The sequence below is a fragment of the Saccharospirillum mangrovi genome (genome assembly GCF_003367315.1).
GTDB lineage: Bacteria > Pseudomonadota > Gammaproteobacteria > Pseudomonadales > Natronospirillaceae > Saccharospirillum > Saccharospirillum mangrovi.
The window spans coordinates 2,679,006-2,694,550 of record NZ_CP031415.1 but is presented as its reverse complement, the minus strand read 5'-3'; the positions used below and the strand labels follow the sequence as shown (position 1 = coordinate 2,694,550).

The 15,545-nt window shown below is 55.4% G+C and carries 14 protein-coding genes; 5 read left to right on the top strand and 9 right to left on the bottom strand.

Features of this window, described 5'->3' with window-relative positions:
• Positions 1–21: 21 nt before the first annotated feature.
• Both DW349_RS12860 and DW349_RS12855 read right to left on the bottom strand, forming a co-directional pair.
• Positions 22–645, bottom strand: a complete 624-nt coding sequence (locus DW349_RS12860) for a LuxR C-terminal-related transcriptional regulator (RefSeq protein ID WP_108124934.1) — start codon at positions 643–645, stop codon at positions 22–24.
• Positions 642–2,411 (bottom strand): sensor histidine kinase, encoded by a 1,770-nt coding sequence (locus tag DW349_RS12855; RefSeq protein WP_108124935.1) that lies wholly within the window; start codon positions 2,409–2,411, stop codon positions 642–644. Before DW349_RS12855 ends, DW349_RS12860 begins: the two co-directional genes overlap by 4 nt.
• Positions 2,412–2,664: 253 nt before the next feature.
• Here DW349_RS12855 and DW349_RS12850 point away from each other — a divergent pair, with 253 nt between their 5' ends.
• On the top strand, positions 2,665–4,269 hold the full coding sequence (locus DW349_RS12850; RefSeq protein WP_108124936.1) for a hypothetical protein: 1,605 nt from the start codon (positions 2,665–2,667) through the stop codon (positions 4,267–4,269).
• Positions 4,270–4,440: 171 nt separating this feature from the next.
• Here DW349_RS12850 and DW349_RS12845 read toward each other — a convergent pair whose 3' ends face one another.
• Complete coding sequence (locus DW349_RS12845) at positions 4,441–4,797, bottom strand: GFA family protein (RefSeq protein WP_108124937.1); 357 nt, start codon at positions 4,795–4,797, stop codon at positions 4,441–4,443.
• A gap of 125 nt (positions 4,798–4,922) precedes the next feature.
• On the opposite strand from DW349_RS12845, the gene DW349_RS12840 reads away from it, so the two are divergent.
• Both DW349_RS12840 and DW349_RS12835 read left to right on the top strand, forming a co-directional pair.
• Positions 4,923–5,609, top strand: coding sequence for a phytanoyl-CoA dioxygenase family protein (locus DW349_RS12840; RefSeq protein ID WP_108124938.1), 687 nt, complete (start codon positions 4,923–4,925; stop codon positions 5,607–5,609).
• 221 nt (positions 5,610–5,830) lie between these two features.
• A complete protein-coding gene (locus DW349_RS12835; protein ID WP_108124939.1) occupies positions 5,831–7,492 on the top strand; it encodes an EAL domain-containing protein in 1,662 nt (553 codons plus the stop codon).
• Between the two features lie 6 nt (positions 7,493–7,498).
• Here DW349_RS12835 and DW349_RS12830 read toward each other — a convergent pair whose 3' ends face one another.
• The 5 genes from DW349_RS12830 to pobA all read right to left on the bottom strand — a co-directional run bounded on the left by DW349_RS12830 (position 7,499) and on the right by pobA (position 12,676).
• Positions 7,499–8,824, bottom strand: coding sequence for a TRAP transporter large permease (locus tag DW349_RS12830; protein ID WP_108124940.1), 1,326 nt, complete (start codon positions 8,822–8,824; stop codon positions 7,499–7,501).
• Positions 8,821–9,321 (bottom strand): TRAP transporter small permease subunit, encoded by a 501-nt coding sequence (locus DW349_RS12825; RefSeq protein ID WP_108124941.1) that lies wholly within the window; start codon positions 9,319–9,321, stop codon positions 8,821–8,823. The genes DW349_RS12830 and DW349_RS12825 overlap by 4 nt, the downstream gene beginning before the upstream one ends.
• A 30-nt stretch (positions 9,322–9,351) precedes the next feature.
• Positions 9,352–10,500, bottom strand: coding sequence for a TRAP transporter substrate-binding protein (locus DW349_RS12820; RefSeq protein ID WP_232819292.1), 1,149 nt, complete (start codon positions 10,498–10,500; stop codon positions 9,352–9,354).
• A gap of 370 nt (positions 10,501–10,870) precedes the next feature.
• Positions 10,871–11,317 carry an Lrp/AsnC family transcriptional regulator gene (locus DW349_RS12815; protein WP_108124942.1) on the bottom strand — a complete coding sequence of 149 codons (447 nt, stop codon included), beginning with the start codon at positions 11,315–11,317 and terminating at the stop codon, positions 10,871–10,873.
• A gap of 177 nt (positions 11,318–11,494) precedes the next feature.
• Positions 11,495–12,676: a 4-hydroxybenzoate 3-monooxygenase gene (gene pobA, locus DW349_RS12810; protein ID WP_108124943.1), complete on the bottom strand. Its 1,182-nt coding sequence runs from the start codon at positions 12,674–12,676 to the stop codon at positions 11,495–11,497.
• Positions 12,677–12,850: 174 nt separating this feature from the next.
• Here pobA and DW349_RS12805 point away from each other — a divergent pair, with 174 nt between their 5' ends.
• Positions 12,851–13,747 carry a helix-turn-helix domain-containing protein gene (locus tag DW349_RS12805; RefSeq protein ID WP_108124944.1) on the top strand — a complete coding sequence of 299 codons (897 nt, stop codon included), beginning with the start codon at positions 12,851–12,853 and terminating at the stop codon, positions 13,745–13,747.
• 6 nt (positions 13,748–13,753) lie between these two features.
• On the opposite strand, the gene DW349_RS12800 is transcribed toward DW349_RS12805, so the two are convergent.
• On the bottom strand, positions 13,754–14,986 hold the full coding sequence (locus DW349_RS12800; RefSeq protein ID WP_108124945.1) for an NADH:flavin oxidoreductase/NADH oxidase family protein: 1,233 nt from the start codon (positions 14,984–14,986) through the stop codon (positions 13,754–13,756).
• 107 nt (positions 14,987–15,093) lie between these two features.
• Here DW349_RS12800 and DW349_RS12795 point away from each other — a divergent pair, with 107 nt between their 5' ends.
• Complete coding sequence (locus tag DW349_RS12795) at positions 15,094–15,543, top strand: helix-turn-helix domain-containing protein (protein ID WP_108124946.1); 450 nt, start codon at positions 15,094–15,096, stop codon at positions 15,541–15,543.
• Positions 15,544–15,545 lie beyond the last annotated feature (2 nt).

The following is a 15,545-nucleotide window of genomic DNA, read 5'->3' as shown; positions in this document are numbered from 1 at the left end:
CTGGCCTGCTGAAAGGCAGGCTCAAAAAATCCCCAGCCACTTGCCTTTACTAATCGCCTCCCGTTTCGTACTCACCTGCAATACATCATAAATATTCCGGATATGCGTGCGCACCGTCATCGGGCTGATGTCGAGTTCGCGGGCGATGTCTTTGTATTGGTAGCCCAGTGCCAGGTAACGGAGGATGTCGCTTTGGCGGTCGGTAAGTGGGGAAGGTTGTTTCGGTTTGGGTTGCAGGATCAGGGCGAGTTTTTGTGCCAGGCCGGCGCTGAGTGGCGAGCCGCCCAGATGCAGAGTTTTGATTTCCTGGATTAATAGATCGTCCTGTTGGCCTTTTACCAGATAGCCTTTGGCGCCGGACTGGAAAGCACGGATTAAGGAGGCTTCGTCGTCGAGCAGACTGAGTATGCATATTCGGGTGTCGGGTGAGAGCGATACAAAGTCGGCTAAAGCGTCCAGTGAATTTTCCCGATGCAAACCTAAATCAAGCAGTAGGATATCCGGTTGTGATTCAGCGAGTTTTATTTTGATGTCGGCAATGGTATCGACAATGTCCAAAAGCTGAAATTCCGGTTCGGCCTGTACCAGTTGGCTGAGTTTTTCCTGATACCGTTGTTCGTCTTCGGCTAACAAAATCGTGATCATGCCAAGCTCTCCTTCATGGGCATTTTCAATACAAAACGACACCCAGACTCTTTGCCCGCCATCACCCGAATTCGGGCCTTGAGGTTGGTGCAGCGATGTTGAATGTTAAGTAAGCCGGCGCCGATGTTGTGGTCGATGTTTTGGCTGTTCCAGCGGAAGCGTGCACCATCGGATTGAATGCGCATCAGCACAACACCCGGCCGGTGTATGAGTTCGATTCGAAACTGTTTTGCACCGCCATGTCGCAGGCAATTGCTCATCCATTCCTGGAATATTCGATACAGTTGCAACTGCACGGGTGTAGTGAGTGCAAGCCGCGTTGAATAGCGCAATTCAGCCTTTTTGTCGGCGTGCTGTTGCAAAATAGTCAGGTACTGACGAATGCCGTTTTCCAGGCTGAATGCTGTGCCCTGGTGCGATTGGCCCAGCATGGACGCTAGGTCGCGGGCATTATTGAGCGCGCGTTGCAGCAGGCTGGTGGAGGTGATTTCTGTTTTGTTGGGTAATGCCAGCATGGCGGCGTGAATGTCGGTCGCAATGTTGTCGTGCACTTCACGCATGAGCTGGCCCATTTCGTCTTGATGTTGTTGTTGATCGCGTCGGCGCGCGCGTGATTGTTCTCGATACAAATCCGCCAAGCCCAGAGAGAACAGCAGCAGTTCGATCAGCACTACGGCGCGCAATAAAAATAGCCGGAACGGGAATTCCGGCAACACGCCGAAAACCACCAGAGCTGGAACAGGTAAAACAATGACCGACAATGCAACAGCCACAGCCAGCCAGCGTGCCGGTCGAAAGCCGTGAAACAACCCAACACCGACAGCCGCCACGCCTGAAGCGACGGCAAGCAGTATGCTGATTTGATTAATTAATGAATAAGGCACATCGCTTTCTGATGTTGGTGGTAAAAATGGACCAATGGCGATTAACAACACCGCCACGATGATTTGTACCTTTATGACGGTGTCAAAGCGCGGTGTCAGTTCTTTGATTGGCAAAAAGCTGCGAAAGAACAGCAAGGCGGTTAGCACCGGTAAGTTATAAAACAGTCCAACGGTGCCATTAGTGGACGGCACACCAAGATGGCGTAACAGTCCGGAATCAAAAACCACGGCCGTAGCAACTGCCAGCGTGTAGAGGCTGTAATAGGCATAAGGGCTTTTGAATAAGATGAGCGCTAAGATCAGGTTGTAACCAACCATAATCAAAGCGCCCCCCAGGAAAATTCCCATACCCAGATATTGAAGCAGGCTTCGTTTATAGAATTGATGTTGGGTAAGTACATCAATCTGAAAATTCATCCGGGTGCCCGCTCTGACTCTAAAAAAAACGTCGGCAGTGGATGCGTCAGTGAAATCCATGGCGAAGACGTAGCTGTAATGCTGAATGGGTTGTTCATTGATGTCGACGCGATATCCCGCATGCTGGATTGGCTGCCCTTCCTGATACATATCGACGGCTTTTAACATTGAAGATTCAATGATGAACGCCAGCCCCGATTCATCCGCCGGCCAGGTATTTCGATCAATCTGTAAGTGGAACCAATAGGGTGTCAGTGTTCTGGGTAGGTTGATGCCGGTGGCGGGCGCGGATTGGAACTGATCCAGTTGTTGTTGGACGTCGGTAATGGACAGACTGGCTGAGGCGTCGGGTAGGTAGCTCAGGCGGGTGCCTTTTTCTTGGGCGTCATTGTTCGAGCAACCGACTAACAAAAATAACACAGCGATACCGAGTGCTATTGAATAACTCAACCGAAGGTTTGTCATATCCTATTGGATCCCGCCGTTGATCGATTACGCACCTTGTCCATACCGCAGCGTGCAGTATTTTTAGAAACGATCCTTGTTGCGGTTTTTAGCAGACAATGGGTAATGAGGAGCAAGGTACATAAAATACTAATCGGTATATAACAATCGCACCAGAGCTCAAATTTTTATATACCGCACCCTGCGGTATTACGCTTCTTTGATCGCTGCTGAATACTCCAGACACATCTGATTATTTTGTCTGGAGTTAAATATGCGGTCGCTAATCAGCAGAATAGCTTTACTTCTGTTTATTCCTATATGGATATCTGCCTGCAACAGCGAAGGCAGCTCTGGGCCATCTGGCTTTTTTGTGGGTGGAACGATCAGTGGGTTGAGCAGTGACGGTTTGACTCTTGCCAATAATGGTGGCGATCAGATTGAGGTTGTTGGAAAGAGTTTTCGGTTTCCAACACGGTTGGCTGACGGAAGTGCTTATCAAGTATCGATGGTTAGCCAGTCTGAAAAAGACCTGTGTCAGCTGGAAAATGTCGAAGGAATAATTGCGAGTGGCGATGTTACTACGGTATCCATTGATTGTCGGTCGTGGCATCCCGCTTTATCTCTTACCGATATCAATGCTGGCGACGATGACTCTGAATTTGCATTTGACTTAAACGCCGACGGCCGTGGGGCTCTTGTTTGGACTGATGATACAGACGGAAGCAGCGTTTGGGTCAGAAATTATTTCAAAGCGTCCGGTTGGACATCGCCGGTAAAATTGTATCAAGAAGAAGATACACCGATAAACTCTGTCGCGGTTGCCATCGGAGATTCCGGGAACGCTGTCGTTGTTTGGGATTTTTATGATTCCGATGAGACCAGTGCCGGCTATTTAAATGCGGCGGTCTATAGGACGGGTGTTGGTTGGGGTGAGCCGGAGCAGATCAATGCCCCTGACGAGAGTCACTTTGGTTATTATGGCGTGGATCCTGAGGTTGTATTCAGCGATTCAAACCAAGCCATTGTGCTGTGGCGTGAGGACGTCGATAGCACCCAGTACCTGTGGTCAAAAGTCTACGATTTTGATGAAGGCTGGGGCAGCATTGTTGTTTTAGCAGACGAAGAAGTGGAACGATCGGGATTTTACATTCGGGTGGCTTCAGACAATCAAGACCATGTTATCGCCGTATGGAAGGACTATGAATCTGCCAGTTCACAGAAATTATGGGGCATCGAATACACGTCCGAATTCGGTTGGAGTGAACCGACACTCATTTCAAATATTGGCGGTTCATTTGAGCTGGCGATGAACCGGAATGGCCGGGCTCTGCTTGTGTCAAGTATTGATGGGGACAGTCAGTCTGAGCTCTGGGCAAATGAATACAGTTTGGGCGAAGGATGGAGTCCCCCACATAAAATTTTGGGTCACAGTGGGGATGCCGAGGTGTTCTATTACAGCGTACCCTTTTCCTTGGCGCTGAATGACAACGACAAAGGCTTCGTCGTGGTGTCAGATTCAATAACGGATATTACGACGGATATCACTAAAAAGGCTTGGCTGGCGTACGACGCAGACACTGGTTGGTCAGAAATCAATGTCTTTTCTGCTGAACAAAACGCTAAGCCGGGTGAGTATATTCCTGTTATTGCGATGGACGACTTTAACAACGTGATACTTATTCTTGTGGAGGATCGGTCCAACATTGCTTTGGCTGGTATTTACTCAGCGAAACTCGGATGGGGAAATTTCTACGGTTTGGGTGGCAATGTGTCACTGGGCGCGCGATCGATATTGAAAATAGACAGCAACAATAACGCAGTGGCGGTTGGGAAAAACAGGAACACCGAACTGTTGGATTATCTGGTATTTGATTAATAAAGACGGGCGCAGACTTTATTAACAGTCGGTGTCTGTGGCGTTGTGGAAATCGAAGATTACGAATTGTCCGTTCAGGCATTTGCGTGTGCAAACGCCTGAACGTTTTTAAGCGTCGGTAGGCTGGTTGGATATGGCGGTACGCGTGTTCAACCCGATACTGTATTTCCGTTAAACACTGCGGCCATCGTAATGATGGCTCTGCAGTTGCCTCGGCTCCACCCCATCCAAACAATTCACGTTGATCGCTGCCATCGGTGTGCCATCCGGCATGGTGCCATAAGCGAAGCTTTCGACACCGCAGACCGAACAAAACAGGTGACGGATTTCGTGCTTGTTGAATAAATATTCAGTCAGCTTTTCAGTGCCGCTGTGCAGTGTGAAATTCTCCTTGGCTGTGAACGCCAATACCGAACCGATTCGCTGGCAGCGTGAACAGTTGCAGGTGACGGTGCTGTCGAGATCGACGTCAACATCGTAGCTGACGGCGCCGCACTGGCAGCCACCGTGGTAGTGTGAGGTCGCCATTGGTTTCTTCCTCCGGGCGTGTTGTAGTCTGCGTCGTTGCGGGATTTGTCGAATGCCGCACGCGGATTTCGACAAACAGCCATAGACCGCAGCCATCATAGCGCAGGCGCACTTTGGAGGGGCAGATGACACCTGAACAGAAGTCGCTGTTTGACCGGCAGGGCATTCTGTACCTGCCGGGTGCGCTGGATAAAGGTCGGGTTGCGTCGGTTAAAACACAGGTATTAGACGTGTTGAAACGCCGAAACCTGTGGGCGAGTGGTCGCACCTTGTCGCAAGCATTCAAGGGCGTTCCTGTCTTCCAGCAGACTGGAAAACTGAGCCAGTTGATTCAGCTTCCAAACTTGGAAGAGCGCCTGATAACGGCTGCGTTGCGCGCGGCGATGGAGCAATTGGCGGAGCGACGGCTTAAGTCGGCCGGCGATGCCCAATTGTTGATTTCATTACCGCACAAATTGGATTGGACATTACAAGGGCTGAACTTCCATCGCGACGTGGGCAAGGCGCATACGACTCAGATCCCAGGCGTGCAGGCTTTTGTGTTGATCGACGACCTGGCGGCTCAGGGCGGTGCAACGCTGGCGCTGGCGGGCTCGCATCGGTTGTCGGAAATATCCGCTTTGGCATCGCATCTTGGAGATTTGGCGCGGGGGCAAGCGGTATCGATGTCGGGCAGTGACTGTTCGTTGGTCGAAATGAGCGGACGTGCTGGCGATGTGTATTTGATGGACATGCGGCTGTGGCATACACCGTCGGTCAATGCGTCCAAGCGGCCGCGTATTATGGCGACAGCCCGGTATCTGGCCGGTTGACGCCCTGCTAGAACCCACGGCAATACCACTGTTCGAACTTCTGGCTATCCCCAAAGTGAGGTCGCCGTCATCGAACTGTCATTCAAGCGTCATACACTGCGCCGCACGATTGCAGGGACGATACACGTGGTGCAACGGGTGTGGCATGAAGCCTCTCTGGTTGTTCCTCCTCGATACGAACGCAGCCGGAGCGCTGCGCCAGTCAGTGGTTCGAGACGCTAATGCCCCTGCACTTACGCTGGAAAGACAGTTTGACCGACCATTGGAGCTGGTGGATTAGCCTGCTGTTGATGGTCGTACCCGTCAGTTTGGTGTGCCTGTTGATGCTGTCGACGGTGCGCAATCATCAAGCCGATGAAGCGCGTGATCGCGCCCAGGCGGTGCTCGCCGATCTGGATATTTTGCTCGATCACGTCAACGGCAGTCTGATCAATCTGCAACTCGATAACAGCGCTGGCTGTGCCCCCGAACGCCGTCAGGCGATGCAACGCGAAGCCTATAACTTGCCTGGCATCGAAGGCTTTTTACGCATCGATGCGGGTTATCGATTGGTGTGCAGCAGTTGGGGCCCGGTCGATAATCCGATCGAGGTGTCGGCGTTAAACGGTGGCCTGGGGTTGCATCTGTCGCTGGCGCGACGCATTCCGGTGATCGAGCGTCCGGGCCTGTTGATTTACCGTTGGGATGCGCGCGGTGTTGCTACGGCGGCGGTGTTTTCATCGGCGGCGTTGCGACAATTGCTCGATCGAGTGCGCGAAGCCGACGAGGCCATTTTGATCGGCCATCGTGATCAAACACAGCCGTTGTTGGTGGAAGGTGCGCTGTCGCCCAGCCATCGTCCGCAAGCCGAAGCGGCGTTGAATACCCATGAAGAATTGTTCGAACAACACCTCAGCGCCATCTCGCGTCTGGTGTTGGTGCGCTCCAATCAGGACGCCAAACTGAGCGTCGCCCTGGTGTACCCGCCGGAAACCCTGTGGTCGGTCATGCTGCTCGAACGCTGGGCGGTGATCGGTATTTTGTTGTTGAGTTTCGGCCTGACCGTGGCCTGGGTGTTGTTGCGACGGCACCGCTTGGAGCAGGTCGATCATCAGATTCGTCTGGGCCTGGCGCGGCACGAATTTGAAGCCTGGTTTCAGCCGATTGTCGATCTGCATTCCGAACAGTGGCTGGGTGCCGAAGCGCTGGCGCGTTGGCGTCGTAACGGCCAGATGGTGTTGCCGCCGTCGGAATTTATTGCCGCAGCCGAAAGCAGCGATCAGATTCGCGAACTCACCGCCATCATGGCCTGGCAGAGTTGCGAAATGCTCAACCGATTGGTGCCGCAGGCGCGCGATTGCTACATCTCCATCAACGCCTCGCCACATGCCTTGGGTTCGCACAGCCTGGCGTTTGCCGATCAACTGCGTCACTTTTTCCCGGCGCTGACGCCCATGCATTTACGCGTGGAAATGACTGAATCGGCACTCGACCCGAGCCGCCGGCCGCAGGTGCGCGAAGCACTCGCCAAACTCGATGCGTTGGGTTGTTTAATCGGCATCGATGATTTTGGCACCGGCCAGGCCGGTTTGGATTATCTCAGCGATTTACCATTCAGTTTTCTCAAACTCGACCGTCGCTATGTGCAGGCCATTGGCACCGACAGCATCGATTTCCGCTTGCTGCAAAGCATCATTCAATTGGCCTGGTCGCTGAATCTGTCGTTGGTGGCCGAAGGCGTGGAAACCCGCGCGCAAGCCGACTGGCTGAAAGCCCAAGGCGTGCATTACGCCCAGGGTTGGCTGTACGGGAAACCGATGCCGGCTGACGAGTTTTACTCTGCCTTTGTGGCGCAGCGTGCGAGTTTTGAAACATCGACAGCGCGCGCCGTTAATCTCCGCTAACTCCTGTTACCAGCCGATAGCGTCTGGCAGCCAGGTTGCCAGATGTGGGAAGGCGAACATCACCACCAACGCCAATAACTGCAACAGCACGAACGGAATTACGCCGACGTAAATATCGCGTGTGGTGACACCGGGTGGTGCGACACCTTTCAAAAAGAACAGCGCCCAGCCGAACGGCGGTGTTAAAAACGACATCTGCAAATTCATTGCGATCAGAATCGACAGCCACACCATGTCAGTGCCGTAATTGATAAAAACCGGCAAAAACATCGGTAAGGCGATGTAAGAAATTTCGATCCATTCGAGAAAGAAACCGAGCACAAATAACAGCGCCATTAAAAACAACAGCGCGCCCATTTCCCCACCGGGCACTTGCTCAAATAACGCATGCACCATTTGGTCGCCGCCGAGGCCGCGGAACGCTAACGAAAACGGCTGAGCGCACAACAGAATAAAAAACACCATGGCGGAAATGGTCAGGGTGCCGTGCGTGACGTCGCGCAGCAGCTGGCCGTTGAGCCGGTGAAAAAACAGCGCAATTAATATCGACCCCAACGCACCCATCGATGCCGCTTCAGTCGGGGCAGCAATGCCGCCAACAATGGAACCGAGTACGGCGATCACCAACACCAGCGGCGGCAACACATTGCGCGCCAATTTAATCAGTAATTGTTTGGTGCTGATCTGTGTGCGTTCTTCTTTGGGAATCGCCGGTACCCAGTGCGGTTTAAATACACCGAGCAACAACAGATACGCCATGTAAATCAGCGCCAGAACCAGGCCGGGAATAAAGGCGGCTGCGAACAAGGTGCCAACCGATTCGCCAACAATGTCGGACAACAAAATCAACACCAGACTCGGCGGAATAATCTGCCCGAGTGTGCCCGATGCGCAGATGGTGCCGGTCGCAACACTGGGCGCATAACCGCGCCGAATTAACGACGGTAACGTCAGCAAGCCGACGGTAACAACGGTGGCGCCGACGATGCCCGTCGAAGCACCCATCAACACGCCGACCAGAATAATCGCCAAGCCCATACCGCCGCGCAAACCGCCCATGGCGGTACCGATGGTTTCCAGCATGTCTTCGGCGACGCGCGATTTTTCCAGCATCACGCCCATAAACACAAACAGCGGAATGGCGAGCAGGGTGTAGTTGGTGACCACGCCCATTAATCGCGCCGGCATCAGGCTGAACAGCAACGGCCCGAAGCCAAAAAGCCCGGCGACAAAACCCGACACCGCCAGTGCAATGGCAACCGGAATTCCGATCATCATCATGCCCAGAAAACCGGCGATCATGCCGATGATCAACCACTCATTACCGGTCATGATTCAACGCTCCTTATGCCACGGATGGCGTGCAACACATTGGCGACGGCTTGCAATGCCAGCAACGCAAAACCGAGCGGAATAAAGGCTTTCAATAAGTAGCGGTAGGGCAGGCCACCGGGGTTGGGCGAACCTTCCATTATGCGGTAAGACTGCATCACATAAGGCAGCGCCAGCTTGGCGATGAAGAGGCCGACAGCGAGCGTTAATAACGCCGATACCAGATCGACCACCGCACGGCCGCGCGGGCCGAAACGGTCGTAAATAAAGTCCACTCGCACGTCGGCTTTGTGCTTCATGGTGTAGGCCAGACCGAGCAGCGCGATGGGGGAAATTAAGTGCCATTCCAGTTCCTGAAGTGACACCGGACCGATGGAAAATAAGTAACGCAGGATAACGTTGGTGGCGACCAAAAAAACCAGGGCCAGCACGCAAAGACGTGCCAGCCCTCCGAACGCCTCCACCAGCCATTCGATGATGGCAATGGTTTTGTTCATATTCGTACTCGCTTAAATCAACCAGCCATGTCAGACGATGTTGAGGAAGGGTTTTTCGCTCAACGCGGCCCAGGTCAGGTGCTGTTGCCGGAACGCCATAAAGGAATCGTAGACACGCTTGGTTTGCGGATCGGAATTGGCCATGGTGTCGAGCGTATCGAAGGTGACTTCCTTCAAGCGCGCAACGATGTCGGCGTTCAGCGGTTGTGCAATCACGCCTTCGTTTTCGACCAGATCGGTCATGGCTTCGGCGTTAACGCTTTCCGACCACGACAAACTTTCCAACACGCTGGCTTGCGAGGCTGCGCGGATGATGGCTTTGAGATCGTCCGGGAAGCCATCCCATACTTCCTTGTTGATCAGCAACTCGGTCAGGTTGGTCGGTTCGTGCCAGCCGGTGGTGTAGTAATACTTGGCGGCGTTGTGCAAACCGAGGCGGCGATCCTGATACGGGCCGACGAATTCCGCCGCGTCGATCACGCCGCGTTCCAGCGCCGGGAAAATTTCACCCCCGGGCAGCAATTGCACCGACACACCCAGCTCGCTGTACACCTTGCCAGCCAGACCGGGGATGCGCATTTTCAGGCCGTCGAAATCGTTGATCGATTCAATCGGTTCGCGGAACCAGCCGGTCATCTGCACGCCGGTGTTGCCCATTGGGAAGGCGATCAAACCGAACGGCTCGTACAGTTCGTGCCACAGTTCCAGGCCGCCGCCGTGGTAAATCCAGGCGTGCATGCCCTGGCTGTTCATGCCGAACGGCACGGTGGTGAAGAACTGCGCGGCCGGAATTTTGCCTGCCCAGTAATAGGCGTTGGCGGCGTTCATTTCGACCAGACCAGCGGACACGGCATCGAAGCCTTCGAGTGCCGGAATCAATTCACCGGCGGCGAAATGCTGAATGTTCAGGCGGCCGCCAGACATGACTTTCACACGCTCGCAAAAGTCGGTCGGGCTGCCCGGGCCTTGCACGTAAAACGGCGAGCCTGGCCCGTAGGCGTTGGTCATGCGGATGTTGAACGTCGGGTTGGATTCGGCGCGGGCGATCATCGGCGCGCCCAGGGTCAAGCCAGCGCCGCCGGATGCCAATGCGGCTTTCAGAAAGTGGCGACGACCGGACGTCATGGCCGTGTCGGTGGTTGAGCTTTGCTCGGAATGTTGGGTTTTATCGAACGTCATACGGAGCCTCGTCGGGTGTGGCCCTTCGCGAAAACCAAGGGCGAGATCGAACGTTGAGAACAATGAGCGAGATCGAATTCCTTTCGTGACGAGTGAAATTGCAGCTTCTGTGCCAGTGGGTTTTTGTTGGCTAAGTATTTGAATTAACTGGGTTAATTAAAAACTGACGAGTCGTGCGGAGCGGTCCGTTTCGAGGCGCGCTTTACGTTTGCTCAAAACACCATCGATCACTCGGTTGCCAAGCCGAACCGTTCGGTGACCGATTGTGTTCTGGTTTGGCGTCGGCCATTGCCATTTGTCATCTGACGGCGCTGCCAACAACCGAATGTATGCTTTGCCACATTATCGACAGCCGGACGATGGCTTCGCCCTATAATCGGGCGCCGCCGCGACGGTGTTTGATGCGTTTGTGCAGGCTTTTGCAGTCAATAAAACTGATGTCGGGGTTGTTCAGCAGATGTTGGCTGGCGAAGCGGCTGAAGGCGTCGCCGTCTTCGGTCAGGGTGTGGATGTGCAGGCTTTGCAGGTCGGACATGATGTACAGGCTGACCACTTCCGGTTGTTCTGCCAGATGGTCGGCCAACGCTTCGATGCGCGCGGGCAGCGCTTTCAAATCGACAAAGGTCGAGACCATCTTGCCGAGCTTTTCCGGATTCACCACGGCGGTGAATTTTTCGATCACGCCGCTGTCGACCAGAAACTGCACCCGGCTGCGCGCGTGCGCACGGGAAATGTTCAGTTGCCGGGCGATGTCGGCAAACGACAGGCGGGCGTCCTTGATCAGCAAGTTCAACAAGGCGGCATCCAGAGTGTTCATCGTCACGCTATTACCTCGATGCGCAAACGGCCGGGCAGCGTTCGGACAACGCTCGGCCAGGGTTCGTATCTGCGGCAGCAACTAGCAGGCCAGTTGACTGGCGTTGCGCGCTAACGAAGCGTTCCAGATGAGCGAAGACATAAGGACGCCAACGCGCGTTGGCATCCTCAGGCGGGATTATTCCAGCGGCTCGTACGGCAAACCGACGTAGTTTTCGGCGATGGTTTTCAGGCCTGCTTCGGAGCCGGTGACGTAATCCAGTTCGGCCTGGGCGATGCGCTGGTCGAAATCGTCGTCGCCGAAGCGGTGCAGCATGGACGTCATCCACCAGGAAAAGCGTTCGGCTTTCCAGATGCGGCGCAGGCAGACCTCGGAGTATTTTTCCAGCAGATCGGCGCGGCCTTCTTGGTAAGTGGCCGTGAGCGCACGGTACAAGGTGCTGACATCGCTGGCGGCCAGGTTCAGGCCTTTGGCGCCGGTTGGCGGCACGATGTGGGCGGCGTCGCCGACCAGAAACAAGTTGCCGAATTTCATCGGCTCGGCGACGAAGGAGCGCAGTGGCGCGATGCTTTTTTCAATCGATGGGCCGGTGACCAACTTGGTCGCAGTTTCCGGCGGCAGGCGTTTTTTCAATTCGTCCCAGAAGCGGTCGTCGGACCAGTCTTCGACGTGTTCATCCTGCGGCACCTGCACGTAATAACGGCTGCGCGTGGCCGAGCGCATCGAACACAACGCGAAGCCACGTTCGTGTTTGGCGTAAATCAATTCGTCGGACACTGGCGGCGTGTCGGACAACACACCGAGCCAGCCGAACGGATAGACGCGTTCGAAGGTTTTCAGTTTGTCCTGCGGCACCGATTTGCGTGAGATGCCGTGGAAGCCGTCGCAACCGGCGATGTAGTCACATTCGAGCGTGATGGCTTCGCCGTCTTTGGTGAAGGTGACGCTTGGCGAATCGGTGTAGAAATCGTGTGGCTGAACGTTGTCGGCTTCGTAAATGGTGGTCAGGCCGGCTTTGGCGCGGGCGTCCATCAAGTCTTTAGTGACTTCGGTCTGGCCGTAAACCATCACGGTGTCGCCGCCGGTCAGACCTGCCAGATCGACGCGTACTTTCTTGCCGTTGAAGGCCAGGAAGACGCCTTCGTGGACATCGCCTTCGCGGTCCATGCGTTCACTGGCGCCGGCTTCACGCAGCAAATTCACCATGCCTTGTTCCAGTACGCCGGCGCGGATGCGGCCGAGCACATAGTCCTGGCTGCGTTGTTCAATGATGACGTTGTCGATGCCCTGGGTGTGCAGCAACTGGCCGAGCAGCAGGCCAGACGGGCCGGAGCCGATGATGGCAACCTGGGTTTTCATGGTGTTCTCCACAGCTTGGACTCGCCGGTGAGGCGGTCGCTTTATTGTTTTGATCGGTTGTATGGATGGATTGTTTTTCGACTTGTCATTTTCGTCGTTGCAGGCGGGCATTGAATGGCAAATTCGCAGTATTACTTGTACATTTGAAAACTTCTGATGCTTTTTTGATCTAAGATGACGACCACTCAGAGCGTTCCAGTTTTCAAACTCTACGGCGAACACCAGGATTGGCCGACGCCGGATCTGCTGCATTGCGAAGCCATTGCCGACCGCAGCCGGCCGCTCGATTGGGTGATTCGCCCGCATCGTCACGCCGGTTTGTTCCAACTGCTGTATTTGCGCCAGGGCCGTGCGCTGGTGCAGCACGAATCGGAACAACACGAGCTGGGACCGGGCGGGTTGGTGGTGGTGCCGGAGATGAGCGTGCACGGGTTCGAATTCGACGCGCACGCCCAGGGCCTGGTGCTGACGTTGGCGAACCCGCTGGTGCAGCGGTTGGGCGAACGGGTCAGTGCGGCATTACTTACACAATTGCTGAGCGAGTTTCGGTTGTGTGCGTTGAATACGTCACGCCAGCACAGCGCCATCGACAATGCCTTGCAGCAAATTCACGCTGAATACGTCGGCCGCGAACCGGGGCGGACGGCGTTAATGGAAGCGCAACTGGCGGCGTTGCTGGTGCGGCTGATCCGGCATTGTTTGCCCGGTGGCGGCACGCTGACGGAAACGGCGGGCGGTGCGGTCGATCATTTCGGTGAATTCAGCCGGCTGATCGAACGGCACTACGCTGATGGCTGGACATTGGCGCTGTACGCTCACGAACTGGGCATCACCACCGCGCATCTGAACGGCATTTGCCGGCGCACCGTGGGTCAGTCGGCGCTGCAATTGGTGCATCAGCGCATTCTGCTCGAAGCCAAACGCTTGCTGGTGTACACCGCTCAGACGGTGGCGCAGGTCGGCGACCGCCTTGGTTTCAGCGATCCGGGTTATTTCACCCGTTTCTTCAAACGCCAGACCGGGCAGTCGCCGCGCGATTTTCGCCGTTATGCCGGCACGTCTCGTTGGTAGGGCGTGTCAGCGTTGTTGCAGAAAACGGCGGTAGCGTTTGAGTTGCTGCCGGTCTCTGAGTTGCCCCAGCACAAAACTGCCAATGGTCGAGAACGACGGCGCACGGTTGCGGCGACCGGACCAGTAACGTAAAAAGCGCCGCGCCATTGCCATGTTGGCGAGGCTGGCGAGTGCCTTGTTGTTCCAGTTGGCTGAATCGATGCGCGGCTGGAAATGCGGCTGGGTGCGCCAGCGCTGCGACAGATCCGGACACACCGCTAGCGCCCGACCCAGACCCACCAGATGCACGCCCGATTGCACCACGGCTTCGGCGGTTGCCAGCCGGGAAATGCCACCGGTGCTGATCACCGGCACGCTGCTGACTTGCGCGATTTGTTGCGCGAATGCCAGGAAATAGGCCTCGCGCGCCAGCGTGCGTTGATCGCCGGTCTGGCCTTGCATGGCCGGTGCTTCGTAGTTGCCGCCGGACACTTCGATGGCATCCAGCCCTAACGGGTTCAGCAGTTTGACCACGTCCAGCGCGTCGCTGAATTCGAAGCCGCCGCGTTGAAAATCGGCGGAATTGAGTTTCACCGCCACGGCAAATTCCGGGCGAACGACGGCGCGGATCTGTTGCACGATTTCCAACAGCAAGCGCGCTCGATTGGGTAGCGAACCGCCCCATTGGTCGTTGCGTCGATTGGTCAGCGGCGACAGGAATTGGCTGAGCAGATAGCCGTGCGCGGCGTGTACTTCCACGCCGTCGAAACCGGCGGCTTCGGCCTGGGTGGCGGTGGCGACAAAGCGCTGAATGACGTCCTGGATGTCGGCTTCGGTCATGGCTTTGGGTTGGGCAAAGAGTTTTGAATAGCGGCCCAGATCGACCGCCACGTCGGACGCCGACAGCGCAATGCCGCCTTGTTTTGCCATTACCTGCCGCCCCGGATGATTGATCTGCATCCAGATTTTCGCGCCGCCTTCGTGTGCCGCTGCACTCCAGCGCTGGAACGGTTGCAGGTCGGTTTTCGCTTCAAGGGCAACGTTGGCCGGGCCGGTCATGGCGCGCGCATCGACCATCACATTGCCGGTAAGCAACAAGCCGGTGCCGCCGGCGCTCCAGCGCCGATACAGCGTTATCAGGGCATCGTCTGGCAGCAGTTGTGCGTTTGCCAGACGCTCTTCCATGGCGGCTTTGACCAGGCGGTTGTTGAGGGTCTGACCGTTGGGCAGGGTCAGCGATTCGAAGACGACGGATGACATGGCAAATAAACCTCGAGCGTGATTCTGAGTTGAGAGGTTTGGATGCTAATCTTAAAGCTGACTTTAAGATCAACTGAAATTCGTACTCAAAACCTGGACCCATCGTCATGACACAATCGGACGCGCTGTTGCCCATCAGCCGGGTGGCTCAGCAATCGCAAACACCGGCTTCCACCATTCGTTATTACGAGCAGATCGGCGTGTTGTCTGGTGTGGTGCGCACCGAAGGCGGCAACCGCCGCTATAACCAGGGCACGGTGAATCGGTTGCAGATGATTCGGGCGTTGCAGCAATTGGGGTTTTCGCTCAAAGACATTGGTTTGGTGCTGAACAAGGAAGGGCCGAAGAAGGCCGACCGCGACCAGTTGCTGGGTGTGTTTCAGCAACGGCGGACGGAAATTACTCAGTTGATTGGCAGCTTGCAGCGGCAGTCGGATTATTTAGACAGCCTGATGAGCAGCTTGCAGGCGCAATGGCAAAGCGGCGGCTGTTTGGGCGAAGCCGAACTGGAACAACTGGGCGCAGACTATTGCGCCTTCTTTGATGAGACCGACTGAGC

What these genes read in the sequence shown, in the direction of transcription:
- DW349_RS12860 (WP_108124934.1), bottom strand. Translation starts at nt 645, where the DNA reads ATGATCACGATTTTGTTAGCCGAAGACGAACAACGGTATCAGGAAAAA.
- DW349_RS12855 (WP_108124935.1), bottom strand. Translation starts at nt 2,411, where the DNA reads ATGACAAACCTTCGGTTGAGTTATTCAATAGCACTCGGTATCGCTGTG.
- DW349_RS12850 (WP_108124936.1), top strand. Translation starts at nt 2,665, where the DNA reads ATGCGGTCGCTAATCAGCAGAATAGCTTTACTTCTGTTTATTCCTATA.
- DW349_RS12845 (WP_108124937.1), bottom strand. Translation starts at nt 4,797, where the DNA reads ATGGCGACCTCACACTACCACGGTGGCTGCCAGTGCGGCGCCGTCAGC.
- DW349_RS12840 (WP_108124938.1), top strand. Translation starts at nt 4,923, where the DNA reads ATGACACCTGAACAGAAGTCGCTGTTTGACCGGCAGGGCATTCTGTAC.
- DW349_RS12835 (WP_108124939.1), top strand. Translation starts at nt 5,831, where the DNA reads ATGCCCCTGCACTTACGCTGGAAAGACAGTTTGACCGACCATTGGAGC.
- DW349_RS12830 (WP_108124940.1), bottom strand. Translation starts at nt 8,824, where the DNA reads ATGACCGGTAATGAGTGGTTGATCATCGGCATGATCGCCGGTTTTCTG.
- DW349_RS12825 (WP_108124941.1), bottom strand. Translation starts at nt 9,321, where the DNA reads ATGAACAAAACCATTGCCATCATCGAATGGCTGGTGGAGGCGTTCGGA.
- DW349_RS12820 (WP_232819292.1), bottom strand. Translation starts at nt 10,500, where the DNA reads ATGACGTTCGATAAAACCCAACATTCCGAGCAAAGCTCAACCACCGAC.
- DW349_RS12815 (WP_108124942.1), bottom strand. Translation starts at nt 11,317, where the DNA reads ATGAACACTCTGGATGCCGCCTTGTTGAACTTGCTGATCAAGGACGCC.
- pobA (WP_108124943.1), bottom strand. Translation starts at nt 12,676, where the DNA reads ATGAAAACCCAGGTTGCCATCATCGGCTCCGGCCCGTCTGGCCTGCTG.
- DW349_RS12805 (WP_108124944.1), top strand. Translation starts at nt 12,851, where the DNA reads ATGACGACCACTCAGAGCGTTCCAGTTTTCAAACTCTACGGCGAACAC.
- DW349_RS12800 (WP_108124945.1), bottom strand. Translation starts at nt 14,986, where the DNA reads ATGTCATCCGTCGTCTTCGAATCGCTGACCCTGCCCAACGGTCAGACC.
- DW349_RS12795 (WP_108124946.1), top strand. Translation starts at nt 15,094, where the DNA reads ATGACACAATCGGACGCGCTGTTGCCCATCAGCCGGGTGGCTCAGCAA.